The organism is Pseudomonas sp. QL9 (assembly GCF_041409665.1).
Lineage (GTDB): Bacteria > Pseudomonadota > Gammaproteobacteria > Pseudomonadales > Pseudomonadaceae > Pseudomonas > Pseudomonas knackmussii.
The window spans coordinates 236739-261956 of the sequence record NZ_CP166971.1; the positions used below are offsets into that span (position 1 = coordinate 236739).

The window sequence follows — 25218 nt, forward strand, 5'->3', positions numbered from 1 at the left end:
ATGGCATCCACCGTCCACCCGGTCCAGGCGCGTTTCGCGCTGCCAGGTATCGCGCGCGTCGATACCTGGCCGGCATCACTTGGCGAACAGCTGGCCGATGTCCTTGAACGCCTTGAACTCCAGGGCGTTGCCGCAGGGGTCGAAGAGGAACATCGTGGCCTGCTCGCCGACCTGGCCCTTGAAGCGTACGTAGGGCTCGATGACGAACTGCACGCCGAAGCCGCGCAGGCGCTCGGCCAGGGCTTCCCATTGCGCCCATTCCAGCACCACGCCGAAGTGCGGCACCGGCACGTCATGGCCGTCCACCGGGTTGCAGTGTGCGCTTTCCTGGGAGGCGGTCTTCGGGTGTTCGTGGATCACCAGCTGGTGGCCGAAGAAATCGAAGTCGACCCAGTGGTCGCTGGAGCGCCCTTCCGCCAGGCCGAACACCTCGCCGTAGAAGCGGCGCGCGGCGGGCAGGTCGTAGACGGGAATGGCGAGGTGGAACGGGGACAGGCTCATGGGCGGCTCCAGGGCGGACTGGGACGAAAAGGTGCCCGGGCCGATGCGAGTCAGGCCAGCGCACGCAGATGTTCTAGAACGCGATCGACCGCCTTGTCCAGGCAGCCCTTGAACAAGTGCTTGGCGCCCGGGAACAGCCACAGCGGCGGCTGCCGAAGGCGTTCCCGGCAGCACCTTCTGAACCCATGCACGCTCAGGCCAGCGCCAACAGCTTCTCCGCCAAGGCCTCTGCCAGCCCTTCCAGCCGCTGTGCGCAAGGCGAATCGGCACAGGCATAGAGTGCGACGGGACACTCGACGGACCTGGCCAACGGCAATGCCGCGCTGCGCAGGCTTAGCACCTTGGCCATGCGTGCTGGAAGCGTCGCCCCCAGCGGATGCCGATCCAGCATCAGGCGGGCGGCCAGGGCGCTCTGCACGCGCACGCCTATGGTTCGTCGCAGGCCCATCAGGCCCAGTTGAAGGTCGACCGGCGATAGACCACCGCGACGCGTCGAGACCTGTATCTGCGGCTGCCGCAGATACGCCTCCAGCGTCCGTGGCGGCTCTTCCAGGGCAGTGCCATGGGCGAACACGTAGACGTCGATGAACAGCGGTATGCGCCGGATCGGGTAACCGGAGGGCACGACCTGGTCGATGTCCAGCAGCAGGTCCAGGCGTCCTGTCAGCAACTCGTCGAAGGCGGCGCGACGGGCAGGCTGGTAGAAGCTCACCTGCCAGCCTTTGGCGAGGCAGCCCAGCGTGCTGTCGAGGAACAGCGGCTGCAGGCAGTCCGCGCAGCTGACCTTCAGGTCGCCCGGCGCCTCCTGCTGCGCAACAACGTGCCGCCAACCTTCGCGCAGGCTTTCCAGCGCCATGCGCACATGGTCGGCGAAGCGGTGCCCGGCGGGAGTCGGCGTCACGCCCAGGTGACTCTTGGTGAACAGCGGATCGCCGCAATGCCGCCGCAACCGTGCCAGGGCATTGCTCATCGCCGGCTGGCTGAGCCCCATCAAGTGTGCCGCGCGGGTAATGCTGCGCTGCTGGTAGATGGCATCGAAGACGGTCAGCAGGTTCAGGTCGAGGGCGTAGAGGTCGCGCAAGGTCAACGCTCCAGAACCAGCCCAAGGGTGAGTCCGGCGACCAGCATCAGGGCGATGCTCGTCAACGCCACCCAGAGGCCGTTGCCGCACCCCGCCCCGACGGCCAGTGCCAGGACGCGGCGGCGGTAGCGCTCGGCCTGGTGCGCGAGGCTGCAGAGCATGCCGACCAGGAGCAGCGCCGCCGGCCACCATGCGATGGCCGGCAGCGCGTCCAGGCGACGCAGCACCAGGCTGGCGAGCACCAGCATCAGCAACTGCGTGCGCGTCCAGGCCAGCGCGGTGCGCTCGGCCTGCAGGCCCTCGTCCCTCATCGCTGGTAGCCGATCAGGCCGGCAGCCAGGAGCACGCAGGCGACGACCAGCACCGGCAGCATCAGCGGCAACGGCAGCGGTCGGTCCTGGCGCAGCGCGCGCTCCACCTCCAGCCAGCGCAGGCCGGCGGCGCCGGCGCCGACCAGGCCGAGTCCGGCCAGGAAGGCGGCCAGCGATGCCCTGCCCGGCGCCGCGAAGACCTGGTCGCTGAAGGCGTCCACGGCGATGGCGCCGGCCAGCAGTGCCATCGCCGTGCGGATCCAGGCCAGGAAGGTGCGTTCGTTGGCCAGGCTGAAGCGCGGGTCCGGCTCCTGGCCGCCACCGAGCAGCCGCCGGGCCAGGCGCCCGCGGCGCGGCAGCGCAGGCTGCCCGCCCATCTCAGCGGATCCCCAGCCCGCGCAGGGCGCCGGGCGAGTAGTCGGAGCTGTTCGCGCGGTAGCTGAAGTCGTAGCCACGGGCCTGCTCGTTGGTCATGTTCGAGGCGATGTAGCGCCCGGCCTGCAGGTCGTAGAACACCTGCATGGCGGAGAGCGTCACCTGCGGCGTGCCCTGGTAGAAGGTGTGGTTCTCCCCTACCCGCCACAGCTCGCCCCGGCTGTCGTAGAGGTCGTTCTCGACGATGGTCCAGCTGTCCTCGTCCAGGTAGAAGCGACGCTTGGAATAGATGTGGCGGGCGCCGGGCTTGAGCGTGGCTTCCACTTCCCAGACGCGGTGCAGCTCGTAGCGGACCGGCGCCGGATCGACGTAGCCGGACTTGAGGAAGTCGGCGTACTTCAGCTCCGGAGAGGCCAGGCGGTAGCTGTTGTAGGGGATGTACAGCTCCTTCTTGCCGACCAGCTTCCAGTCGTAGCGGTCCGGCGCGCCGTTGTACATGTCGCGGCTGTCGGCGGTACGCAGCCCCGCCGTGGTCGGGCCGGCGGCGTCATAGGCGTTGTCCGGCGAACGCCGCACGCGGCGCTGGCCGGCGCTGTAGACCCAGGACAGGCGCGGCTGCTTGACCTGGTCGAGGGTCTCGTGGACCAGCACGACCTCGCCCACCTGGCGCGATGGCGCGGTGATCCGGTGGCTGTAGTAGAAGAGCATGTTGTCGGCCTTGCCCGGCTGGTAGTCGGTCACCTGGTCGGCCATGGTGAAGCGCTGCTCGGTGGTGGTGATGACGAAGCCGCCGCCAGCCTGCGGCGCCGCGCTGTCGCTCACCGTCATCAGGCTGCCGCCGCGATAGCGGGTGATGTGGTTCCAGATGGCTTCCAGGCCGTCGCGGGGGATCGGGAAGGCCAGCGCGCCCTGGAAGTTCTCCAGGCCGTTGCCGCCGTTGACCAGGCGGGTGTTCGCGGCGTTGTGCGCCGCCCAGTCGCGCTGCGGGTCGGCGACGCCCACGCTGCGATGGCTCGGGTAGACCGGGATGCGGTACTGGCCCGGGTAGCGTTGCAGCATCGCCTGCTGCCCGGCGCTGAGGTTGGCCTGGTACTGCCGGAAGTTGCTGGCGTCGATCACGAACAGCGGTTTCTCACCGGCATAGGGGTCGGCCGCGGTGCCGTTGCCCAGGTGCTTGAGCGCGTCGGCGGCAAGCCCGCCCTGCCAGGCGGGGATGCGCCCGTCGGCGCTGCCGGCGCGCTCGGCGCCCAGCGGGGTCAGGCGCCCCTGCAGCTCGGCGGCCTCCTTGGCCGGAACCGCGCCCAGGGCGCCCTGGGCAATGAGAGTGGCGGACAGCAGGCAGAAAAGTCGATTCATGGTGCGAGGCTCCACGTCAGAAGTTGATGCCGACCGACAGCGAGACGAAATCGCGGTCGCCGCGGGTGCCGTAGTCGCCATCGAAATAGTTGGTGTAGGAAAGGCCGGCGGTGTAGGTGCTGTTGAAGTCCGCATCCAGGGACAGGCCGACGGCCTTGGAGCCTTCGTTGAAACCGGACACCTCGGCCGGCGCGTAGCCCTTCACGTCCTGCGACCAGGACAACCCCGGCTTGAGGTCGATGCCGGCGATGGCATTGGCGTAGCTCCAGATGGCGCGGGCCCGGTAGCCCCAGGCGAAGGGCGTGACGAAGCCTTCGTCGTTGCAGTTCTGCGGTGAGCTGGAGATCGCCAGGCACACGCTGTTGTCGCGGAGCTCGCCAGGGCCGAAGGTGCTGTTGCGGCCGTAGCGCGGCCCGTACTTGCCTTCCAGGCCGCCGACGTAAGTGGCGCCGACCTCGGCCACCAGCGCCAGTTGGTCGGCGCCCATGACCTGGCTGAAGGTCTGGGTGGCGGTGACCTGGGCCTGGCTCACTTCCTTGCGCCGGTAGCCGTCGGAGGCGGCATTGTCGGCGTAGACCAGGGCGCCGCTGGAGAGCAGCGGCGTGCGCAAGGGGTCGCCCAGCGCCGCCTGGACCAGGTCGGTGCCGTTGAACTGCAGCGGCAGGTTCGGCCGGTAGCTCAGCTCGCCCTGCAGCGCGGTGCCGCTGGACAGGGTGGTGGAGAAGGTCAGGCCGTACAGGCGGATGTCCTCGGGGTACTCGACGAAGTAGCTGGAGGTGCCCATGCGCAGCGCTCCGGCCAGCGTCTTGCCGGCGCTGCTGGCGAGCAGCCCCCGGCAGGCGGCGCCGGACAGGCCGAGGTTGCCGCACAGCGGGCCGGCGAAGCTCGTGTTGGTCAGGTAGGGGCTGCTGATCGAGCCGGTATAGGGCAGGCGGCTGTGGTAGACGGCGGCATAGGCGCCGAACTCGGTGTCCAGTGCCGGCACGAACCAGTGCATGGACAGGCCCCACTGCCCGCTGTTGCGTGCATCGCGGTCGGCGGCGCGGTGAAGTTCGATGCCCTCCTCGGTGAGCTTCACCCCGAATGGCGAGAGCGCGCGCACGGCAGCGGCATTGCCGGTGAGGTTGCCGCCCACGTCCAGGCCGGTGCAGCCCTCGGGGATGTAGTCGTTGCCGGAGAAGAACGTGCCGCAGTTGTCGAGGTTGGTCTGCTGCCAGTCCAACTGGTAGAAGAAGTCCGCCGAGACGTTCTCGTTGAGGTTCTGGGTGACGTAGAACAGGTTCACCGGCACCAACCCGTCCTTGACCTCCGAGCCCGGCCGGCGCAATGCCGACAGGTTGGTCGGGTTGATCACGTTGAGCCCGCCGGGGATGAAGGTGCTCTCGCCCCAGTTGACCACCTGCTTGCCCAGGCGCACCGAACCCGGCTCGTCGGCGATGGCGAAGTTGTGATAGACGAAGGCGTCGAGCAACTCGGCCCCGGCGGACTTGTTCGAGGTCACCCGGCCGGCGTCCTCGACGTTCTTGAAGCGCTGGTTTTCGTCGCGCAGCGCGTAGTCGTACCAGTAGCTCCCGCGCAGGAAGACGCCGCTGTCGCCGTAGCGAAGCTCCAGGTCGTGACGCCCGCGAAACAGCTTGGAGAAGACATCGCCGGCCTCGTAGTTGCGCCGTCCGTCATCGCCCGAAGCGCTCTTCATCAGGCGCTGCTCGGGGTTGTGGAGGGAGATGCTGGCACCCAGCGACAGCGACGAGTCGAGCTGGCCCTGGACTTCGCCGAGTTCAAAGTTATATGCCAAGGCGTTATGGCAGGTGCAGCTGGCGCCCAGTACCCAGGCACTGCGCAGCAGCAGGCGGACTTTCGGCTTCATCACTCTTATCCTCTTTATTCTCGAGCGATTTTCGGCCAATAACTTTCCGTCACCGGGCAGTTTCAAACCACCCAGAACCATAGACAAGTCATTGATTTTATTTGAATAGATATATTTATTGAGCCGTATTCGAAATGCCCAGGCGGCAACTTCCGATACGCTGGCAGGGCCTTTGTGCAAGGCCTTGATTTATTGCTCAGGGCCGATACTAAATAGCCCTCCCCGCCTGGAACAAATATCGTCTCCCTATGGCACCCATAACAAAGCAGCATGGGCACGAGATACCGACATGACGTTGAAGCAGCTGCGTTACCTGATCGTCATCGCCGAGGCCGGCAGCTTCTCCGCCGCCGCGCGCAAGGCCTACATCGCGCAGCCGGCGCTGAGCCGGCAGATCGGCATGCTGGAAAGCGAACTGGAAATGCAGCTGCTGGTGCGCCAGCACGACGGCGTGGACCTCACCGATGCCGGACGACGCCTCTACGAGGTGGCCCGCTCGGTGATCCAGAAGATCGATTCGGTGAAGGACGAACTGGTGTCGAGCCGCGGCAACCCGCGCGGCCGGGTATCCATCGCCATCCCGGTGACCTCCTCGGCGCTGCTGCTGCCGGCGATCATCCGGCGCGCCCGGGAGAAGTTCGAAGGCATCGAGCTGGTGGTACGCGACGGCTTGAGCAAGGAAGGCGGCGAGGCCATCGAACTGGGCAAGGTCGATTTCGGCATCGTTCCCAATGCCGAGGAACTGGAAGGCGTGATCGCCGAACCCATCTTCATCGAGCGGCTGTACTGGGTGGGCCAGCAGGCGCCGGCGGGCGACGGCGACATCATTACGCTCGCCGACGCGGCGACCCAACCCCTGGTAATGCCGCCGCGCAGCCTGCACCTGCGCAGGCGCATCGAGCAGGCGGCGATGGCCGCCGGAGTGGAACTGGACGTGCGCTACGAGCAGCAGTCGGCCTATGGCATCGCCGGGCTGGTGTCCAGCGGCCTGGCCGCGACCATCAGCAACTGGCCGCCGATCGACGCGCCGTCGCACCCCATGGCCCGGCGCATCGTCGAGCCGGAAATCCTGCGCACCGTGTCGATCGCCCACTCGGCGCACAAGCCGCTGTCCTTCGCGGCCTCGTGCATCCACGACCTGGTGCGCGAACTGCTGGTGGAATGCGTGCGCAACGGCGCCTGGAAGGGCGAGCTGATCGAACGCTCGCCCCGTGGCGCCGACTGATCAGCCGGCGCCGACCAGGCAGCGGTCCAGCTGCGCGCGCGAGCGTTGCGGGCGCAGCCAGGCCAGGCCGACCACCCCGGCCACCAGCAGCAGCACGCCGCTGACGGCGAAACCGTGGGCGTAGCCGGCGCCGTCCAGGCCACCGGAACGCTGCACCAGGAAGCCCGTGACGATGGGCGCGCTGAGCCCGGCCAGCGACGAGAAGGCGTTGCCGATGGCGAGGATGGCGCCGCGCTGCGTCGAGGGCGTGACCTCCGCGAGCATCGCCGGGCCCACCGAATACATCACCAGCGCCAGGCCCCCGCTGAGGGTCATGTAGGTCATGCGCAGCCCAACCGGCAGATCGGCCAGCAGGCTGATCGACAACGCCCCGCTGGCCAGCAGGCAGAGCGAGACGAACACCCCGCGCGCTACGCGCGACGGCAATCCGGCGCGCAGCAGGCGCTGCGACAGCCAGGCCAGGAACAGGCTCAGCGGCATGGTCACCAGGACGAACAGGCCGAACAGCCGCCCGGCATTCATCGCGCTCAGGCCCAGGCCGCTCTCCAGGTAGGCCGGCACCCAGGTGAGGGTCAGGGCCAGCGACCAGTTGGCGGCGAAATGGCAGAAGTAATTGGCCAGCACGGTGCTGTCGCTTAGCAGGCGGCGGTAAGGCAGGCGTTCAGCGGACGCCTGGCCGGGCACCGTCTCGCCCACCCGCCCCTCCCGGCCGAGCAGGAACCAGGCCACGCACCAGGCCAGGCCCAGCACGGCGAGGATGGCGAAGTTGCTGCGCCAGCCGTAGTGGGTGCTGACCCAGGGGATCATCAGCCCGGCGATCAGCAGGCCCATGGCGCTGCCCGAATGCAGCAGCGCCACCGGCAGGCTGCGCCGGTCGTCGGGGAACCACTTGTACAGGGCGTGGGTGGCGACCGGCGACGCCGGCCCCTCGCCCACCCCCAGCAGCACGCGGCAGGCCACCAGCGTCCATAGCGAAGTGGCATAGAGCATCGGCAACTGCACCAGGGCCCAGAAGGCCCCCATGCCCAGCAGCAACCAGCGGGTGGAGCGGCGGTTGGCGAGGAAGCCGCCGACCACCGCGGAGATGGAGAACAGCCAGTGCAGGCTGCCGCCGACGAGACCGAACTCCGACGGGGTCAGCTGCAGCTCCTTCATCATCGGCACCGCGACCAGGCCGGTGACGACCTTGTCGAGGAAGTTCACCAGCATCATCGCCGCCAGCAGCAAGGCGACCGTCCAGGCCCGTCGGGGCTGGTAGGCAGGGGAATCGTACATGTCGCGTGTCTCTCTCTTGTTATGGCCGCGCGCCTCGCTCATGTGCGGGACGCTCAGTCGGGCATCAGGATGCCCTTGGCAATGGTGTTGCGCTGGATCTCGCTGGTGCCGGTGAGGATGCGCATCATACGGGTCGCGCGGAACAGCCACTCGACCGGATGGCCGTTGATCAGCCCGGCGCCGCCGTGCACCTGCACCGCGCGGTCGGCGATGCGGAACGCGGTCTCCGAGGCGAACACCTTGCACATCGACGACTGGGTGCGGATGTCGCCGCCGGCGTCGTAGCTCGCCGCGGTGGCGTACATCATGCTGCGCGCGGCGTACAGCTCGGTGGCCATGTCGGCGATCATGTGGCTGACCGCCTGGAACATGCCGATCGGCCGGCCGAACTGCACCCGCGTGCGGGCGTATTCGACCGACAGGCGCAGCGCCAGGTCGGCCATGCCGAGCATGGTCGCGCAGTGCAGCAGGCGGTTCAGGGTGATGCGCCCCATGGCCAGCTTGAAGCCCTTGCCCTCCTCGCCGATGCGATGCTCCACCGGCACTTTCACGCCGTCGAGGAGGATGTCGCCGTGGGTGCCGGGGCCGGACATGGCCTGGTAGTCGGAAACGACTTTCGCCCCTGGCGCGGCCAGGTCGACGAAGAACGCCGAGATGCCCTCGGCGCCCTTGCCCGGCCCGGTCACCGCCAGCAGCACGGCGAAGTCGGCATAGGGCGCACCGGAGATGTAGCGCTTGGCGCCATCCAGCACGTAGTGATCACCCTCGCGGCGCGCGCTGGTCTTGATCGCGGTCGCGTCGGAGCCGGCCTCGGCTTCGGTCAGGGCGAAGCACACCGCCTTCTCGGCGCGGCACACCGGGCGCAGGAACTGCTCGATCTGCACTTCGCTGGCGACGCGGAACAAGTGGCCGATTCGCGGCGGGCCACTCAGCTCGCCCAGCACATGGGCCGCCAGCACGGCGCCGCTGCTCGCCGCCGCTTCCTTCACCGCGCACAGGTCGGCGATACCCAGGCCCGCGCCGCCCAGTTCCTCCGGCAACATGATGTTGTAGAAGCCGCGCTCGCAGGAGCGCTTCCAGAGATCGCGCAGCAGCCCGCGGTCGTGTTTCTCGCCGAAGCGGATGCCTTCGCGCTGCTCCAGCGGCAGCAGTTCGTCGCGGATGAAGCCCCGCAGGTCCTCGATGATGCCCTGCGCCTTGGCGCTCGCCTGAATCGGTTGCATGGTCATTCTCCTCAGATCCGCCGTTCCTGGTTCTGCCAGTAGGGTTCGCGCACCAGGCGCCGGGCGATCTTGCCGTTGGGGTTCTTCGGCAGTTCATGGACGAAATCGACGCTGCGCGGTTTCTTGAAGCCGGCCAGCTGCGCGGCGCACTGCTCGATGATGCGTGCCTCGTCCAGCTGCATGCCGGGCTTGAGTACCACCACCGCCTTCACCGCCTCGCCCCACTGCTCGTCGGGCACGCCGACCACCGCCGCCTCGTAAACCTCCGGCAGGCTGTAGAGCACCTGCTCCACTTCGGTCGGATAGATGTTGAAGCCGCCGGAAATGATCATTTCCTTCTTGCGGTCGACGATGAACACGTAGCCGTGCTCATCCACCGTGGCGAGGTCGCCGGTGAGGTAGTAGCCGTCGCGCATGACCTCGGCAGTGAGCTCCGGGGCCTGCCAGTAGCCCTGCATGATGTCCGGGCCGCGCACGACGATCTCGCCGATCTCGCCGGCCTTCACGTCCTCGAAGTCCTCGTTCACCACCCGCAGGTCGGTGTCGAAGTAGCAGCGGCCGCAGGACGCCAGGCGCTTGGGATCGTCCAGCGCGGCCAGGTGGTCCTGCTCGGTGAGCACGGTGACCAGCGAACAGGTTTCGCCGGCGCCGTAGCCCTGCGCCAGGATCGGCCCGAAGACCTGCATGGCCCGGCGCACCAGGGCCGGCGCCATGGGCGCTGCGCCGTACATCACCAGGCGCAGGCTGCTCAGGTCGTAGGACTCCACGCCGGGGAAGTTCACCAGGCGGTTGATCATCGCCGGCACCAGGAACAGCCGGGTGACGCGCTCGCGCTGGATGGTCTCCAGCAGCAGGCGGTCGTCGTAGCGCTCGACCAGCAGGTTGCAGGCGCCGGCGGCGAGCAACGGCATGATCTGCATGCCGCTGGCGTGGGTGATCGGGCCGACGTGGGCCATCACGTCGCCGGGGCCGGAACGGCAGGTCGGGCTGGCGATGCTCTTGCGCACCAGCGCCTTGCGGTTGCCGACGCTGAGCATGGCGGCCTTCAGTACCCCGGAGCTGCCGGAGGTGTAATGCAGCACGGCGAGGCAGTCGTCCGCCGGATCGCAGCTGACGTGTTGGTCGCTGCCACGCGCCAGCACCTGCTCGTAGGGCACGTCGGCCCCGGCTTCGGCCAGCGGGATGACCAGGCGCAGGTCCGGCAGCGCCGCGCGGCGCTCGGCGATCAGGGCCGCGAACGGCCCCTCGGCGATCACCGCCTGGCTGCGCGAGTCCTGCAGTACCCGCAGCACCTCGTCGGCGGCCAGGCGCGCGTTGATCGGCACCTTGACCATGGCGTTCTTGTAGAGGGCGACTTCCGCCTCGACCAGTTCCACCCGGTTCGGCGCGAGGATCGCCACGTGGGCGCCGCGCGCCAGGCCGAGCGCCTGCAGGCCGGAGGCCAGGCGGTTGGTGCGGCGTTCGAGTTCGGCGAAGGTGATGCGGTTGCGGCTGTCGACGACGGCCTCGTGATCAGGCCAGTAGAGCGCACTACGGCGCAGGATTTTTCCCAGGTCCACTTGTTGTTCTCGTTGTCAGGGGAGACACGGGAAATGCTAAGAGCCGGGCACGGCGTGCGGCCAATATCACATGTCGATGCGAGCCATGCCGGAATGCGATGGCGCCTGCGCGCCGCAGCGACCTGGTGCGCGAATCCGCCAACTTGGCACCCAGGCACAACGACTTGGCCGCCTCGAACAAGCTTCTCCCGGTGAAAGGCACTTGAATCCCGCTCCTCGGCTCGTGGGAAGAGCCCGTCGGGCATGCTGCCGCGGCACGTGCCTCAACTTCACCGGAGTTGTCGTCATGAAGCACTTGCTTTGCCTGCTTGCCCTGTTCGCCTGCGGCGTCGCCCACGCCGAGGAAACGTTGCGTTTCTACAACTGGAAGGACTACGTCGACCCGGCGGTGCTGGAGGACTTCCACAAGCAGACCGGCGTTCGGGTGGAGTACCACTCGTTCACCACCACCGATGAGCTGATGCAGACGATGGCCAATGGCGAGGTCTACGACGTCGTCGTGCCGACGCACTTCATGCTTCGGCAACTGCTCGCGGAACATCGGTTGGCAACGCTCGATACCCAGCGCCTGGCGAACTACCGCAACCTCGATCCCTGGGTGATCTCCGCGCTAGCCGGCATCACCGACGCCAACCAGCATGTCGTTCCGTACCTGTGGGGATCCATAGGCCTGCTGGTCAACCCGAAACTCGCCCAGGCCGCCTACGGCAGCGCGCTGCCCAACAGCTGGAGCCTGCTGTTCGACGAGCAGCAGGCCGGCCGCCTGGCCCATTGCGGCCTGGGCATGCTGGATGCCGCCGAGGAGTCCACCTCACTGCTACTCAACTATCGAGGCCGCAGCCTGGCGACCAGCAGCGGTCGGCAAATAGATCGCACCGTGCAAAGCCTGCAGCCCATCGCCCGGCAATTGCGTGTGCTGAGCAGCTGGGACTACATCGACGAGGCCGCCGCCGGCAAGCTGTGCCTGAGCATGAGCTGGAGCGGACACGCCGTGCTGGCCAAGGAGAAGAACCCGCAGCTGGCCTACCTGATTCCGGACGAAGGCGCGGCCATCTACATCGACACCCTGGCCATCCCGGCCAACGCCCCGCACCCGGAGCTGGCCTACCGCTTCATCGACTTCCTCATGGCCCCGGAAAACGCCGTGCGCAACGCCCGCTTCACGCGCTTCTACGCGCCGCTGCCGAACACCTCGGCAGCCATGCAGGCAATGCTCAAGGATGCGCCCGGGCAAGTGCTGACCGTCGAACAACGGCGGCGCAGCTACCTGCTGGAGAGCCTGCCGGAAGCCCAGCGCAAATCCCTCGACACCGCCTGGCAGCAGCTCAAGGCGAGCCGCGACTGAGGGCGCCGGCAACAGCCATTCCTGCATTTTTCGCCAACAGTGTTTGTCCGGCCGGAGTCTGTGTCGGCGCGGGGGTTGTACCTAGTATCGAGCCATCCAAGGGAGCGAATGAGCGAGCCGTCCAGGCGCTCCCGAGGTGCACGTGAAGTCCCACTTCCCATCGATACGGTGAACGCCATGAGCCTCCAGAAAACCGCCCTCTTCTTCGCCCTCCTCGGCGCCGGCATGCCGCTCTTCGCGGCCGAGAGCCCCTCGACCGCAGCCAGTGCCGCACCCATCGAGAACTACACCTACGCGACCAAACTGGATATCCAGAAGGTGGTCGGCACCAGCGAGATCCCGGACCAGTGCGGCGCGGTGCCGGTGCGCATGACCTACGAAGACTCGCACGGCCAGCAGCACACCCTGCAGTACCTGGTGATGGGCCAATGCTCGAACGGCTGAGTCCGCTGCACGCTTGATGGAGGGTCGACACTCCATCCTTTCTGCACCGCTCCCCCGCTTCAGCCCTTCGCGATCTTCTCGTCCACTTCGAGCATGCGCGGTATGCAGGCCTTGAGGAACTCGATCCAGGTCCGCGTCTTCGCATCGACGAACTTGCGTGACGGATACACGGCGAACAGGCCGAACTCCTCGAACCGGTAATCCGGCAGCACCCGCACCAGCGTCCCCGCCTTGAGTCCCTCTATCGCCGATGCAACGGGCTGGATACCTATGCCCATGCCACGGCTCAGCGCGATGGTCATGCCGTCGGCCGTATTGATCTGGAACGGCGACGACGGGGTGTCCACCACTTCCACCCCGTTCGCGCCCTCGAAGCGCCAGTGCTCCACCGGCATCACCGTGTTCACGATGCGCAGGCAGTCGTGGGTGTAGAGATCGCTTGGCGCAGCGGGCACGCCCCGTCGCTTCAGGTAGGCCGGCGAGGCGCAGAGGATGCTGTAGGTCATGCCGAGGCGCTGGGCAACGAACCCAGAATCCGGGAGTTCCTTGGCCAGCACGATGGACATGTCGTAGCCCTCCTCCAGCAGGTCCGGCACCCGGTTGGTCAGCACCAGGTCGAACATCACCGAGGGGTAGCTTTCGCGGTATTGCGCGATGGCGTCGATCACGTAGTGATTGCCGACCGCCGCCATGGCGTGGATCTTCAGCCGGCCTATTGGCGTGCTGTGGCTGCTGCCGGCTTCTTCGTCGGCCTCGCGCACGTCGTTGAGGATCTTCTCGCAACGCTGCAAGTAGCGAACGCCCGCCTCGGTCAGCGCGAGGCGGCGCGTGGTGCGGTTGATCAGGCGGGTGTGCAGGCGGTCTTCCAGGCTGGAAATCACCTTGGAAACGGTGGTCGTGCTGGTGTCCAGCTGCTGCGCGGCGGCGGTGAAGCTGCCGCACTGCGCGACCGTCACGAAGAAGCGCATGCTCTGCAGGATGTCCATGGTGTCTTCCTCGAGGGGCCGGGCCGGCGGTGCGGGAACCGCCGCCGGCCTCTTCACGCTAGTCCATTCGGGGTGCGGATGCCGATCCCCCCGACAGCAGCTACTTCTTGCGCGGTATGAAGCCGGGCACGCCGGTTTCCACCACCGAGTTGAAGCGCACGCGCGTCTCGATCCTTTCGCGGATTTCGTCCATGGCGCTTTCGGGCAACGGCTCGAGGGCGAAGTTCTCGCGCATGTGGGCCGGCGAGGTGGAGGTGGTCAGGAAGGCCACGCCGCGCTGCACCGACCAGGCCAGGGCGACCTGTGCCGGCGTGCGCCCCAGGCGCTGGGCGATCTCGGTGAGCACCGGCTCTTCCAGCACGTTCGGCTCCATGGCATGCCCCAGCGGCGCAAAGGCCAGGACGACGATGCCGTGCTGCCGGCAGAACTCCACCAGCTCCCACTCGGGCAGGTACGGATGCGCCTCGATCTGCACCACCGCCGGCTTGATCCGTGCTTCGGCGACTATGGCCTGCAACGTCGGCAGCGAGACGTCGGACAGGCCGATGGAGCGGCAACGGCCGCTGTCCACCAACTGTTCGAGCGCGCGCCAGGTGTCGAGCAGCGTCACGCCGGTGTCGTAGATCACCCGCCCCTGCTCGTCGCGCGGGTCCTGCTCCTCGCCAGGCTGGAAAGCGAAAGGCGTATGGATCAGGTAGCTGTCGACGTAGTCGACCTGCAGCCGCCGCAGGCTCGCTTCGAAGGCCGGCAGCACGCGCTCGGGACGGTGGTTGGTGTTCCACAGTTTGGTGGTGATGAACAGTTCTTCGCGGCGGACCTTCCACAGGTCCATGGCCTCGCGGAAGGCCACGCCTACCTGCGCTTCGTTGCGGTAGCGCTCGGCGCAGTCGAAGTGGCGGAAACCGGCGTCGAGCGCCGCGCTGATCGCCTCGGTGGTGACCGAGAGATCGCGGAACAGCGTGCCGAAGCCGACGGCGGGCATCGCGCCCGCCCCGTGCAACAGCGGGAATCTGGTGTCGCGGAATGCATGGCTGGCCATGGTCTTTCTCCTCTGGATGAAACCCGGATGACGCGCACGACACGGGGCGCGACCCCGCCGCTGGCGGGGCCGTACCTGGGGCATGGCGAAGGTGGAATCAGGAACGCGGGGCTGGCTTGCGCGCTTCGGCGCCCGCGACTTGCTGCTCGAAGACGCCGACCGAGTTGCCGCCCAGCGCGACGAACAGCTGCACGGTGTCGAGGTAGCGCGCGGTCCTGGCGCGGATGTCGCCGAGCAGCGCCTGCTCATAGGCCCGCTCGGCCTCCAGCACCTGCAGCACGCTGTTCTCGCCCTGGGCGTAGGCCTGCTGGTTCAGCTGCCGGCTGGTGGCCGCGGCCTGCAGCGCATCGGCCTGGGCCTGGCCCTGCTCGGCGTCGTGGTTCATTGCCTGCAGGGTATCGGCGACCTGGCCGAAGGACTGGATCAGGGTCTGCCGGTAGCCGGCGAGCGAGGCCTGGTAGCCCGCGACCGAGGCCTGGCGCTCGGCCTCGCGGGTGCCGCCGTCGAACAGCGGGCCGGCCACGCCGGCGACCAGGTTCCAGAGCGCCGCGCCGCCATTGCCGGCCGCCGACATGGCCAGCGATGCCGACAGCTCGACGTGCGGATAGAGGTTCGCCGTGGCGATGCCGATCTCGGCGCTGGCCATGTGCAGCTCGGCCTCGGCCTGCAGCACGTCCGGGCGCTGGCGGGCGAGCTCCGAAGGCAGGCTGAGCGGCACGTTCGACGGCAGGCTGAACTCCGTCAGCGCGAAGTCCGGAGCCACCCAGTCCGCCGGCCCGTTGCCGGTCAGGATCGCCAGCGCATGGCGCGCCGCATCGCGCTGCTGGGCGAGCGGCGGCAGCAATGTGCGGTCCTGGGCGAGGCGCGTTTCGGCCAGCGAGACGTCGATCTGCGTGGTGCTGCCGTTGAGCTTCGCCAGGCGCACGAGTTCGAGGTTCTTCGCATCGTTGGCGAGCAGTTGCTGCACGGCTTCGATCTGCGCATTGGCCGAGGCGATCAGCAGGGCTTGGCTGGCGACGTTGCCGGTCAGGGTCAGGTAGGCGGCCTCGTAGCGATGCTTCTGCAACTCGGTCAGGGCGTCCTGCCGCTCGATCTGCCGGCGGGTGCCGCCGAAGGCATCGAGGTCGAAGTTCACCTGCGGCCCTATCGCATAGAAGTTGGCGACCGTGGGCTCCGGGCCGTTGTGCGTGCGCTGGCGTCCGCCCGTGGCGCCCAGGTTCACCTGCGGATACAGCGCCCCTTGCGCGGCGGCGACCGACGCCGCCGCCTGGCGGATGGTCGCGTCTGCCGCTGCCAGCTCCAGGTTGCCGGCAATCGCCCGGCGCACTACGGCGTCGAGCTTGGTCGAGCCGAAGGCGCTCCACCAGTCGCCGCTGACCGGCTTGCCGGAGTCGATGCGCTGGTCGTTGCCCTCGCCCTGCCCCAGGCGCTGCTCGGCCTGGCGGTCGTAGTGCTGCGACGGGCTGGGTGCCGGCGTCTTGAAGTCCGGGCCGACCGTGCAGGCCGACAGCGCCATGAAGGTTGCAAGCGCACTCGCCTTGAAGAACGGGCGCTGGCTGTTGCGAATCGATGCGTGAGTGTTCATCTGCCTGACTCCACGAAAACTAGCTGGCCGGGTTCGGCTTGCGCAGGAAAGGAACCAGCGGTGCGACCGCCAGCATCGCCAGCATCAGCACCTTGAACTGGCCGAGGACCGAGACGAAGGCGGCCTGCCCGGTGAGCATCTCGTTCAGCCCGACCAGCGCGGGCGAAGCGCTCGATGCGGCGAGGGCCGCGCCGGCGCCGTGGAACGGGGTGAGATTGCCGCCCAGCGCCAGGTGCATCGCCTGCATGTTGTTGAAGAAGTACGTCTGCACGATCGCGATGCCGAGGGTGCTGCCGTAGATGCGCGCCAGGTTGAACAGCCCGGTGGCTTCCGGACGGAACTGCGGATCGAGGGTGCTGAATGCGACCTTACTGATCGACGGCATCAGCACGCCCAGGCCGATGCCCTGGAGCGCGCCGGCGACGGCGACCGGCCGCCAGTCCATCAGCGGCGAATAGCCGAGCATCAGCCAGTTGGCGTAGGCGACCAGCGCCACGCCGGCCGCGACCACCAGGCGCGGGTCGATGCGCTCGGGCATGCGTGCGGCAAGAAGGAATGCACCGACCAGCCCCGCCCCGCGCGGCAGCGTCAGGCAGCCGGTGGTGATCGGTGGGTAGCCGAGGATTTCGTCGAGCATCGGCGAGGTCAGCGCCAGGGTCGGCAGCAGCACGAAGCCCAGGGCGAAGAAGATCAGCGTCGACAGCACGAAGTTGCGGTCGCGGAACAGATGCTTGCCGAGGAAGTGCGTCTTCGCGGTCAGCCGGTGCACGGCGAACAGGTAGAAGCCCAGCGCGCTGGCCAGTGCTTCTACGCAGATTTCCGTCGAGGCGAACCAGTCCAGGCGCTCGCCCCGGTCGAGCAGCAGCTGCAGGCCAATCACGCCCAGGGTGAAGCTGCCGTAGCCGAAGAAGTCGAACGGCGGACGCTGCGCGGCCTTCTTCTCGGCGAGCGACAGGCCCATCACGAGGACGATGTAGGCCGTCACCGGCAAGCCGAGGTAGAACATCCAGCGCCAGCCGAACAGGTCACTGACCCAACCGCCGATGCTCGGCCCGGTGGCGATGCCCGACATCACGATGGCCGTGAGCACCACCCCGAACTTCGCACGCCGGGCGGCGGGCAGCGTCTCCAGCGCGATGGCCATCGACAGCGGCCCCAGCACGCCGCTCGCGGCGCCCTGGATGATGCGCGCGCCGCTGAACGCCAGTGGCGTGGTCGACAGCGTCGCCAGCACCAGGCCGACGGCGAACACCGCCAGCGCCAGCAAATAGACCCGACGCAGGCCGAAGCGCGCGGCAAGCCAGGAGGCAATCGGCAGGGTGATGGCGCTCGCCGCGAAGTAGGCGGTGAAGATCCAGCCGACCTGGTCGTCGGCCATCGACAGGCTGCCCTGGATGAAGCGCAGCGCGGCGTTGGGCAGCGGGAGGTTCACCGATTGCAGGTAGGTCGCCAGCAGTGCCGCGTAACGCAGCGCTCGCGCACCCTCCTCCGCCGGGTTGGCAATGGCTTTGGCGTTCATGCTCAGGTCCCCGCGGTGAACAGCGATTTCAGCGGATGCCACCAGGGCGCGCTGTAGCCGGTATCGACCTTCACCGTGGCGCTGATGCCGGAGTACAGCGGCAGGAAGGGGTCGACCTCGTCGAGTTCGAGGCGCACCGGCACCCGCTGCACGACCTTCACCCAGTTGCCCGTGGCGTTCTCCGGCGGCAACAGCGCGAAGTCCGAGCCGGCGCCGGGGCTCATGCTCACCACGTGGGCCTTGAAGCGGTGGTCCGGATAGGTGTCCAGGCTGATGCTCGCGACCTGGCCGGGGCGCATGTGGGTGACTTCGGTCTCGCGGAAGTTCGCCTCGACCCAGACCTTGCTGCTCGACAGCAGGGCGAAGGCCGGCGCGCCATTGTTCAGGTAGTTGCCCACCTGCAGGTCGTCGACCTTGGCGACGATGCCGTCGTCCGGCGCATAGACGCTCGTGTAGGAGAGGTACAGCCGCGCCTCGTCCAGCTGGGCTTTCGCTTCGCGCACGGTCGGGTGGCTGTCGACATCGATGTTCGGATTGCCGCTCAGGGCAACCACCGTGTTGGCGATCTGCTGCTCGATGGAGGCAATGCGCTGGCGGGCGACCTTGAGATCGGTGTTGGCGCGGTCGTAGATCGCCTGGGAGACGAACTGACTGGCAACCAGCGCCTGCTTGCGGGCGAATTCCTTCTGGTCGAAGTCGGCCATTTCGCGGGCGCCCTGCAGATCGGCCTGCTGCTGGCGGTAACTCGCCTTGAGCCCTTCGATGCGCAGCCGTGCATTGGCCAATTGCGCCTCGGCACGGTCGACCGTGATCTGGAACGGCTCGGGGTTGATGCGGAACAGCAGCTGGCCCTTGCGCACGCGCTGGTTGTCTTCGACCGCTATTTCCACGACCTGCCCGGAAATGCGTGCGTTGACTGAAGTCCGCGCCACCCGCGCATAGGCGTTGTCGGTGGAGACGAAGGGCTGGTTCGCGCTGTGGTAGGCGTAGCCCGCTGCCGCCAGCAGCAGGGGGAAACCCGTCATGAGCCACGGCCGCAGCCGCGCTTTCAGGGGTTTGCGGGTCGGCTTGCCGGCCGCGTTGGGCGCAGGCTCCTCAAGAGCAGCGCCAGCTTTGATGTCGATTTGGCTAGTCATGATCGTATGCACCTGTTACCGGGATTGCGGGCGGACACCTGCTCGGTCGCCTGCGGCCCTGACGTCAATCGTTACTGTGAGGAATCAAGCCCGGTGGAACTGGCACTGCGTTCGACGCCCAGCCAACCGCTCCCACAAATCCGGTCGCACCGCGTGCGGCCAGGAGGATCGCTCCGCCGCACCGGTCCAACCGCTTGGGCGCCCCGTTCGGGCGCCGTCACGACAAGCCTGGAAGACGGGAACTTGTGCTTCCCGAATTTTGTGCGACGATGTCAGAATATCCCCAACCCGAACGACGCTCAAGGATTTTTGTACACCATGGCACAAAAAAATACCGACGAGAAAAAGGGCCGCGGCCGCCCGCGCGCCTACGACCCCGATGCGGCGCTGCAGCAGGCGCTGGGCGTGTTCTGGAATACCGGGTACGCCGCCGCTTCCCTGGACAGCATCGCCACCGCGGCCGGCATGAACCGGCCGAGCCTGTACGCGGCCTTCGGCGACAAGCACGCCCTCTACATCAAGGCGCTGGAGCAGTACTGGAAAACGGCGGCAGCAGCCATGCAGGCGGCGCTGGCCGACAGCAGCCTGTCCCTGCGCGAGGCCCTGCTGCGCTTCTACGAGGGCCAGCTATCGATTTATTTCTCCGGCGACGGCCAGCCGCGCGGCTGCTTCGCCATCGGCACGGCGACCACCGAATCCGTCGAAGACCCGGAGATACGCGCGATCCTCGCGCACCTGCTGAACAAGCTCGACGCGGACCTCGAACAGCGCCTGCGGGTGGCGGTCGAGGCCGGCGAGCTAAAGGCCAATGCGGACCCGGCGGCCCTCGCCGTGCTGTCCTCGGCTCTGCTGCACAGCATTTCGATCCGCGCACGGGCCGGCGTGCCACGCGCCGAGCTGAGCGAGCTGGCGCGCAATGCGGTCGAAGTGATCTGCAGTTAGCGAGGTCCGGTGTGGACGCAAGACTGGAAGACATCGTCGCCGAGCACCTGGCAGTGCTCTTCTGCGGCATCAATCCGGGGCTCAAGGCGGCGGCCCAGGGGCATCACTTCGCCGGCAGGAGCAATCGTTTCTGGCGCACCCTGCACCTCGCCGGATTCACCCCCGAGGAAATGCGCCCGGAACAGGACCGGACGCTCCTGCAATACCGTTGCGGGCTGACGGCCGTGGTCGAGCGACCAACGGCAAGCGCCGATCAGCTTTCCCGCGAGGAATTCGAAGCAGCAGCGGCGGACTTCGAAGCCAAGGTCCGCCGCTTCGCCCCGCGCTTCGTGGCCTTTCTCGGCAAGCCGGCCTACAGCGCCTTGACCGGCCAGAGCGATGTCGCCTGGGGATTGCAGCCGGCGCGCTTCGGCGGCGCCCAGGCCTGGGTCCTGCCCAACCCGAGCGGCCGCAACCTGGCCTTCTCGCTCGATCAACTGGTAGCCGCGTACCGCCAGCTCCATCTGGCGGCATTCGCGAACGGGCCGGCCTGACGCGACCGGCCCGCTGCCATCAGGCGCTGACCTGGCGCACCGGCGCGCGGCTGCGCTGGTTCTCCTCCCAGTCCTCCACCACACCGACCGGCACGTTCGCCGGCGCCAGCATCTCGCGGCCGCGCACCAGGTCGGAGGCGCGCTCGGCGAGCATGATGGTCGGCGCGTTGAGGTTGCCGTTGGGCTCGGTGGGGAACACCGAGGAGTCGATCACCCGCAGGCCCTGGATGCCGCGCACGCGCAGCTCGGAGTCGACCACCGCCAGCTCGTCCTCGCCCATCCGGCAGGAGCCGCACGGGTGCATGGTGCTTTCCATGTTGGCGCGGACGAAGGCGTCGATCTCCTCGTCGCTCTGCACCTGCGGGCCGGGCGCCAGTTCCTCCCCGCGGAAGCGGTCCATGGCCGGCTGGCCGATGATCTCGCGGGTCAGGCGCACACAGCGGCGGAAGCCCTCGCGGTCCTCCTCGCTCTCCAGGTAGTTGAAGCGGATTTCCGGGTGCTGGTACGGGTCGGCCGAAACGGCGCGCACGTAGCCGCGGCTCTTGGGCTTGTTCGGCCCGGTGAGGATCATGAAGCCGTGGCCCTTGAACGGCTTGTCGCCGTCGTAGCGCATGGCTGCGGGCAGGAAGTGGAACTGGATGTCCGGCCAGCGCAGGCCCTTGGACGAGCGGATGAAGCCGCCGGCCTCGAAGTGGTTGCTCGCCCCCAGGCCGTCCTTGAACAGCAGCCAGCGCAGGCCGATCAGCGCCTTGCCCAGCAGGCTCATCTTGCCGTTGAGGGTGACCGGCTCCTTGCAGGCGTACTGGATGTAGATTTCCGAGTGGTCTTGCAGGCTCTCGCCGACCCCGGGCAGGTCGTGGCGCACCTCGATGCCGGCCTTGCGCAGCACCGCCGCCGGGCCGATGCCGGAGCGTTGCAGCAGGTGCGGCGAGCCGATGGGCCCGGAGCTGACCAGCACTTCGCGCTCGCAGTAGACGGTGTGGGTCTTGCCGCCCTCGTCGTACTCCACCCCGATGGCACGCTTGCCTTCGAGGAGGATGCGGCGGGTCATGGCGTGGGTGACCACGGTCAGGTTCGGCCGCTGCATGGCCGGGCGCAGGTAGGCGTTGGCGGTGGACCAGCGCACACCGTCCTTGACCGTCATGTGCATGGCGCCGAAGCCTTCCTGCATGTAGCCGTTGCAGTCGTCGGTCTTGATGTAGCCCGCCTGCGCGCCAGCCTCGACCCAGGCGCCATACAGCGGGTTCTGCATGTTGTTGCCGTTGTTTGTGGCCAGCGGGCCTTCGGCGCCACGGTAGTCGTCGCCACCGAACTTGTAGCCCTCGGCGCGCTTGAAGTACGGCAGGCAGTTGCGATAGCCCCAGCCCCTGGCGCCGAGGGATTCCCACTCGTCGAAGTCGTAGGCGTGGCCACGGATGTAGACCAGCCCGTTGATCGACGAGGAGCCACCCAGCACCTTGCCGCGCGGGCAGTGCAGGCGGCGGCCGTCGAGGTGCTGCTCGGAGGCGGTCTCGTAGTGCCAGTTGTACTTCTTGGTGTTCATCGGGATGGAGAACGCGCTGGGCATCTGGATGATCACGCTGCGGTCGCTGCCGCCGAACTCCAGGACCAGAACCGAGGTACGCGGGTCTTCGCTCAGGCGATTGGCCAAAACGCAGCCGGCCGAACCCGCACCAATGATGATGTAGTCGTATTTGTTGGTCATTTCGGATCTCGCTAGGCGCGGCGAGCGCGCCATTCGGTTACCAGGTCTTGCCGGTGGAGAAATGCGGGGAGGTGCTCTCGATGTGGCGAATGAGCTTTTCCTCTTTCTCCAGGTCGAGCGACAGGCACAGCAGGTAGTAGGCGACGCCGGAGACGATCAGGCCGACCAGCCAGGCCATGTCGACACCGCCGATGGCCTTCGCCAGGGGCCCGACGAAGACCTCGTCGGCGCCGTTGTAGATGGTGAAGAACGGGATCATCACCACGAAGCCGATCAGGTAAGCGACCAGCCCACGGCTACCCCAGTGCCCGTAGATGTTGTCGTGGGGCAGGAAGAAGTGCGGGATGGCGTAGCGGCCCTTGCGCACGAAGAAGTAGTCGGTGAGGTTGACCGCGGTCCAGGGCACCAGGAAGTACAGCATCACCACCAGGTACATGTTGAGCATCGACAGGCCGGAGCCGGAGGCGTTGATGGCGATGGCAACGCCCAGTTGCAGCACCACCACGAAGAGGATCGCCCAGATGCGCACGCGCGGGGTCGGCTTGATCTTCTTGAAGGAGTCCACGCCGGTAATGGTCGTGAGCTTGGCGCTGTAGATGTTCATCGCGATCACCGGCAGGAACGCCAGGATGGTGACGGCCACCACCACGGTGCCCAGCTGCGGCGCGAAGCTGGCACCCACCGCGTTCAGCGCGACCAGTACGTCGGTGGCGTGCAGGTGCTCCGCCAGCCAGCCGCCGACGGCGATCATCCAGGCGCCGGACAGCGAGGCCCCGACGAACACGGCGGCGATCAGCTTGCCGCTGGAGGTGTTCTTCGGCAGGTAGCGCGAGTAGTCCGAGACGTAGGGCGCGTAGGCGATGTTGTAGCTGGCGCCGGCGGCGAACTGGGCGACGAAGCCGGTCCAGGTGAAGCCCAGGGCGACGGTCTCAGGCGTACCCGCGGCAGCCGGCGTGGAGTGGATCCAGCCCATCAGCACGGCGACCGAGATCAGCCCGTAGAGCGGCAGGGAAAGGAACAGCGACCACTTGAAGGTCTTGTGCATCCAGTCGTGGCCGAGGATCGCCAGCAGGGTCGCCGGCACCGAGACCGCCAGGGCCACCTGCATCGGCCCCCACTGGAACAGCGTATGCAGCCCCTGCATCATCAACACGAGGTTGACGATGTTGAAGCCGGCGAAGACGAACAGCGTGGCCAACAGCACCAGGATGACCCCGCGGTAGCCGAACTGCGCGCGCGACTGGATCATCTGCGGCAGGCCCAGGTGCGGGCCCTGGGAGCCGTGGAAGGCCATGAACAGGGTGCCGAACATGATCCCGAGGGTGCCGGCGATCATCGTCCACATGGCGTTCAGGCCGACGCTGGGGCCGACGAAGCCGATGGTCATGGTGAAGAAGGTGAAGTTACCGACGAACCAGAACGGGCCCTGGGTCGAGAGCTTGTCGGTGCGCTCGTGTTCCTCGATGAAATCGATGGAGTGTCCTTCGATTTCCAACCCGCGCTGCGCCTCGGGGAGCGGCAGCACTTTCGGATCTGACTTCATGGTTATCTCCTCTCTTGTTTTCGTATGGAGTCTCACCAGACAGGTCCTGCGCCCGATCACCCAGTCTCGGATGAGCGGGGCGCCGGGTACAGGACCTGGCGTCAAGCGGTAGGGATATTTCGTCGGCTGCCGGTCAGGGCAGCGTGATCCACACCGCCTTGGTCTCCAGCAGGTAGTCGAGCTGTTCGGCACCCAGGTCCTTGCCGTAGCCGGACTGCTTGTAGCCGCCGAACGGCATGCTCGGGTCGAGGGTGCTGTGGGCGTTGACGTAGACGGTGCCGGCGCGCAGGCGCGGGATCAGCCCGTGGACCTTGCCCAGGTCGTTGGAGTAGATGGCCGCGGCCAGGCCGAATTCGGAGTCGTTGGCCAGCGCCACGGCCTCCTCCTCGTCATCGAAGGGCGCGGTGACCAGCACCGGGCCGAAGATCTCCTCGCGGACCACGCGCATGTCGTTGCGGCAGTTGGCGAAGATGGTCGGCTGCACGAAGAAGCCCGGGCCCTCGACCGCCTCGCCGCCGTAGTAGACCTCGGCGCCCTCCTCCTTGCCGGCCTGGATGTAGGCCAGCACGCGCTCCTGCTGCTGCTTGGACACCAGCGGGCTGATGAAGCAGTCGGGGTCCAGGCCCGGGGCCATCTTCAGGCTCGCGGTGTAGTCGGCCAGCTCGCGCAGGAACTCGGCGTAGATGCTGCGGTGCACGTAGGCGCGGGTGCCGGCGTCGCAGACCTGCCCGGAGTTGAAGAACACCCCGTTGGCCACGGCCTGGGCGGCCGCCTTGATGTCGGCGTCGGCGCAGACGATCACCGGCGACTTGCCGCCCAGCTCCAGGGTCAGGCGCTTCATCTGGTCCAGCGCCGCCTTGCCGACATTGCAGCCCACCGGGGTCGAGCCGGTGAAGCTCAGCTTGTCGATGCCCGGGTGCTCGGCCATGGCCGCACCGACCACGCTGCCGCGGCCGCTGACGATGTTCACCACGCCGTCAGGGATGCCGGCTTCCTGCACCAGTGCGGCGAAGCGCAGCGCCGACAGCGAGGTCAGCTCGGCGGGCTTGACCACCACGGTGCAGCCGACGGCCAGGGCGGCGCCGAGCTTCCAGGCCATGGTCTGCAGCGGGAAGTTCCACGGCACGATTACGCCGACCACGCCGACCGGCTCCTTGCGGGTGTAGGCGACGTAGTTGCCCGGCAGCGACGGCTCGACGCTGCGGCCGTGGATCTTGCTCGCCCAGCCGGCGAAGTAGCGGAAGGTGTCGACGCTGCCCTGGATATCGACCGCGCGGGCCTGGGCCACCGACTTGCCCATGTCGATCGATTCGATCTCGGCCAGCTCCTCGGCGTTGGCTTCGAGCAGGTCGGCCAGACGGTGCAGCAGGCGCTCGCGCTCCAGCGGCTTGAGCTGGCGCCAGGGGCCGCCGTCGAACTGCGCGCGGGCCGCTTGCACGGCGCGGTCGAGGTCGGCCGCGGTGCCCATGGGAATGCGCGTCAGCGCGGTTTCGGTGGAAGGCTCGATGACCTCCGCCGTGGCGCCGTCGCTGGCATCGACCCAGGCGCCGCCGATGAACATTTTCTGCGCCTTCGACAGGAAGCGCTGGGTCGCTTCGGAGATGCCGTAGCGCTGCAGATACTCTTTGACCTTGGTGTCCACTCTCATGTCCTCGTAACGGGGCGAGC

At 67.5% G+C, this 25218-nt stretch carries 22 protein-coding genes; 5 read left to right on the plus strand and 17 right to left on the minus strand.

What is annotated here, in order from left to right:
* Positions 1 to 75: 75 nt before the first annotated feature.
* From ACA097_RS01155 to ACA097_RS01180, 6 genes are all read right to left on the minus strand, one after another.
* Positions 76 to 501, minus strand: a complete 426-nt coding sequence (locus ACA097_RS01155) for a VOC family protein (protein WP_160286814.1) — start codon at positions 499 to 501, stop codon at positions 76 to 78.
* A gap of 193 nt (positions 502 to 694) precedes the next feature.
* Positions 695 to 1582 carry a LysR family transcriptional regulator gene (locus ACA097_RS01160; RefSeq protein WP_371367939.1) on the minus strand — a complete coding sequence of 296 codons (888 nt, stop codon included), beginning with the start codon at positions 1580 to 1582 and terminating at the stop codon, positions 695 to 697.
* A 2-nt stretch (positions 1583 to 1584) separates the two neighbouring features.
* Entirely contained in the window at positions 1585 to 1893 is a 309-nt protein-coding gene (locus ACA097_RS01165; RefSeq protein ID WP_371367941.1) for a DUF202 domain-containing protein, read from the minus strand.
* The gene (locus tag ACA097_RS01170; RefSeq protein WP_371367943.1) at positions 1890 to 2270 is read right to left on the minus strand and encodes a YidH family protein; all 381 of its coding nucleotides are present in this window, start codon (positions 2268 to 2270) and stop codon (positions 1890 to 1892) included. Before ACA097_RS01170 ends, ACA097_RS01165 begins: the two co-directional genes overlap by 4 nt.
* A 1-nt stretch (position 2271) precedes the next feature.
* Positions 2272 to 3624 (minus strand): DUF1329 domain-containing protein, encoded by a 1353-nt coding sequence (locus ACA097_RS01175; protein WP_043251868.1) that lies wholly within the window; start codon positions 3622 to 3624, stop codon positions 2272 to 2274.
* 16 nt (positions 3625 to 3640) lie between these two features.
* Positions 3641 to 5491, minus strand: coding sequence for a DUF1302 domain-containing protein (locus tag ACA097_RS01180; protein WP_371367946.1), 1851 nt, complete (start codon positions 5489 to 5491; stop codon positions 3641 to 3643).
* A gap of 289 nt (positions 5492 to 5780) precedes the next feature.
* Here ACA097_RS01180 and ACA097_RS01185 point away from each other — a divergent pair, with 289 nt between their 5' ends.
* Positions 5781 to 6716 carry a LysR family transcriptional regulator gene (locus ACA097_RS01185; RefSeq protein WP_371367948.1) on the plus strand — a complete coding sequence of 312 codons (936 nt, stop codon included), beginning with the start codon at positions 5781 to 5783 and terminating at the stop codon, positions 6714 to 6716.
* Here ACA097_RS01185 and ACA097_RS01190 read toward each other — a convergent pair whose 3' ends face one another.
* The 3 genes from ACA097_RS01190 to ACA097_RS01200 are packed head-to-tail and all read right to left on the minus strand — an operon-like array spanning position 6717 to position 10773.
* Positions 6717 to 7991 (minus strand): MFS transporter, encoded by a 1275-nt coding sequence (locus ACA097_RS01190; protein ID WP_371367950.1) that lies wholly within the window; start codon positions 7989 to 7991, stop codon positions 6717 to 6719. It lies immediately after the preceding gene.
* A 53-nt stretch (positions 7992 to 8044) separates the two neighbouring features.
* Positions 8045 to 9214, minus strand: coding sequence for an acyl-CoA dehydrogenase family protein (locus ACA097_RS01195; protein ID WP_371367952.1), 1170 nt, complete (start codon positions 9212 to 9214; stop codon positions 8045 to 8047).
* Positions 9215 to 9225: 11 nt separating this feature from the next.
* Entirely contained in the window at positions 9226 to 10773 is a 1548-nt protein-coding gene (locus tag ACA097_RS01200; protein WP_371367954.1) for a class I adenylate-forming enzyme family protein, read from the minus strand.
* A 286-nt stretch (positions 10774 to 11059) separates the two neighbouring features.
* Here ACA097_RS01200 and ACA097_RS01205 point away from each other — a divergent pair, with 286 nt between their 5' ends.
* Complete coding sequence (locus tag ACA097_RS01205; RefSeq protein WP_371367956.1) at positions 11060 to 12118, plus strand: extracellular solute-binding protein; 1059 nt, start codon at positions 11060 to 11062, stop codon at positions 12116 to 12118.
* Between the two features lie 177 nt (positions 12119 to 12295).
* Complete coding sequence (locus tag ACA097_RS01210; protein ID WP_371367958.1) at positions 12296 to 12562, plus strand: DUF2790 domain-containing protein; 267 nt, start codon at positions 12296 to 12298, stop codon at positions 12560 to 12562.
* A 59-nt stretch (positions 12563 to 12621) separates the two neighbouring features.
* Here the strand turns inward: ACA097_RS01210 and ACA097_RS01215 are convergent, their stop codons facing one another.
* The 5 genes from ACA097_RS01215 to ACA097_RS01235 form a co-directional block, all read right to left on the minus strand.
* Complete coding sequence (locus ACA097_RS01215; protein ID WP_371367960.1) at positions 12622 to 13548, minus strand: LysR family transcriptional regulator; 927 nt, start codon at positions 13546 to 13548, stop codon at positions 12622 to 12624.
* 100 nt (positions 13549 to 13648) lie between these two features.
* Positions 13649 to 14587 carry an aldo/keto reductase gene (locus ACA097_RS01220; protein WP_371367962.1) on the minus strand — a complete coding sequence of 313 codons (939 nt, stop codon included), beginning with the start codon at positions 14585 to 14587 and terminating at the stop codon, positions 13649 to 13651.
* Between the two features lie 97 nt (positions 14588 to 14684).
* A complete protein-coding gene (locus tag ACA097_RS01225; protein ID WP_371370590.1) occupies positions 14685 to 16103 on the minus strand; it encodes an efflux transporter outer membrane subunit in 1419 nt (472 codons plus the stop codon).
* Positions 16104 to 16191: 88 nt separating this feature from the next.
* The gene (locus tag ACA097_RS01230; RefSeq protein ID WP_371367964.1) at positions 16192 to 17691 is read right to left on the minus strand and encodes a DHA2 family efflux MFS transporter permease subunit; all 1500 of its coding nucleotides are present in this window, start codon (positions 17689 to 17691) and stop codon (positions 16192 to 16194) included.
* 2 nt (positions 17692 to 17693) lie between these two features.
* On the minus strand, positions 17694 to 18827 hold the full coding sequence (locus ACA097_RS01235; protein ID WP_371367966.1) for an HlyD family secretion protein: 1134 nt from the start codon (positions 18825 to 18827) through the stop codon (positions 17694 to 17696).
* Positions 18828 to 19145: 318 nt separating this feature from the next.
* Here ACA097_RS01235 and ACA097_RS01240 point away from each other — a divergent pair, with 318 nt between their 5' ends.
* Positions 19146 to 19769, plus strand: a complete 624-nt coding sequence (locus tag ACA097_RS01240) for a TetR/AcrR family transcriptional regulator (protein WP_043251841.1) — start codon at positions 19146 to 19148, stop codon at positions 19767 to 19769.
* A gap of 11 nt (positions 19770 to 19780) precedes the next feature.
* Positions 19781 to 20302: a G/U mismatch-specific DNA glycosylase gene (gene mug, locus ACA097_RS01245; protein WP_371367968.1), complete on the plus strand. Its 522-nt coding sequence runs from the start codon at positions 19781 to 19783 to the stop codon at positions 20300 to 20302.
* A 19-nt stretch (positions 20303 to 20321) separates the two neighbouring features.
* On the opposite strand, the gene betA is transcribed toward mug, so the two are convergent.
* The 3 genes from betA to ACA097_RS01260 all read right to left on the minus strand — a co-directional run bounded on the left by betA (position 20322) and on the right by ACA097_RS01260 (position 25192).
* Positions 20322 to 22007, minus strand: a complete 1686-nt coding sequence (gene betA / locus ACA097_RS01250; protein ID WP_371367970.1) for a choline dehydrogenase — start codon at positions 22005 to 22007, stop codon at positions 20322 to 20324.
* Positions 22008 to 22044: 37 nt separating this feature from the next.
* Positions 22045 to 23550, minus strand: a complete 1506-nt coding sequence (locus tag ACA097_RS01255; protein WP_371367972.1) for a cytosine permease — start codon at positions 23548 to 23550, stop codon at positions 22045 to 22047.
* 133 nt (positions 23551 to 23683) lie between these two features.
* Positions 23684 to 25192 (minus strand): aldehyde dehydrogenase family protein, encoded by a 1509-nt coding sequence (locus ACA097_RS01260; protein WP_371367974.1) that lies wholly within the window; start codon positions 25190 to 25192, stop codon positions 23684 to 23686.
* Between the last annotated feature and the right edge of the window lie 26 nt (positions 25193 to 25218).